The organism is Zoogloea sp., assembly GCF_023150065.1.
In the GTDB taxonomy this organism is placed as follows: Bacteria; Pseudomonadota; Gammaproteobacteria; order Burkholderiales; family Rhodocyclaceae; genus Zoogloea.
Genome location: NZ_JAKLLN010000087.1, coordinates 1 through 856, shown reverse-complemented (window position 1 = coordinate 856; position 856 = coordinate 1). Strand labels below are relative to the sequence as shown.

General features: G+C 67.2%; 1 protein-coding gene and 1 riboswitch. The gene reads right to left on the bottom strand.

The annotated features are described in order from the left end of the window. Window positions 1–261: hypothetical protein (locus L6Q67_RS23560; RefSeq protein WP_296575961.1), on the bottom strand; the 261-nt coding region annotated here is incomplete at its 3' end. Between the two features lie 212 nt (window positions 262–473). Then, a riboswitch (cyclic di-GMP riboswitch) is annotated at window positions 474–552 on the top strand. Window positions 553–856 lie beyond the last annotated feature (304 nt).

The window sequence follows — 856 nt, the reverse complement described above, 5'->3', positions numbered from 1 at the left end:
CAGCAGGGTGTCGTCGAGGTCTTCGCCGGGGGCGGCTTCGTCCTCGCTGTAGAAGACCGAGAAGTCCCGTTCCCGCAGCTGGCGGGCGAGGTCCGAGGCGTAGGACTGGGTGCCGCGCCCGGAGAAGCCCAGCGCGAAGGAGATGAAGATGTCGTAGCCGAACAGCGTCGATGCGAAGGAGCGGCGCTGGGGCGCCGGTCGCCGCGGGCGTCCGGGCCGCGTTGCGCTGGTCTGGGGGGAAGAGGGCGAGTGCTGTGGCATGGCTACCTCGGCGGGCCGATGGCGCCGGGTGGCACGGTCGGCGTGAGGGGGGTCCATTCCGGAGTGTAGTCCGCGCCTGCCTGGCCTGCCGGCGTCGACGGGCGCCAGCAGGGGCGGGCCCCGCGCAGCGGCGCTCCGGAGGCCGTCCGCGCAGGATTTCACATGGAATGCGGGCGCAGCGTTTGGCTTTTAGAAACAAGCTGCTACACTACTCGACACATAGGCAAACTGCAGGCAACTGCAGGACGCAAAGCCACGGGTCCTCGAGTCGAGGATAGCCGGGTTGCCCGACACGCTCCGCGTGCCGGTCCTGCAAGCGCTTTGCGTCTGCCTTTGTGATTAGCCAAACGACTAATGCAAGGGATCGATGATGAAGCGCCCATCTGTTGTCCGCATCGCCGCTCGACGCGCAACTGCCCCAGCTTCCTGCCATGCCGTCCGGGCCCATGCCCGGCACCGCGCCTGCGGCGCTTCGGCATGTCTCGCCCTCCAGGCCACCCCTCGGCTCTCCGGTCGCGTGCGTATCGCACACCGGCGTGGCATTGCGCATCAATCCCCCGTCAAGGTCGTTTCAAATTTGTCGTTACTGCTTACT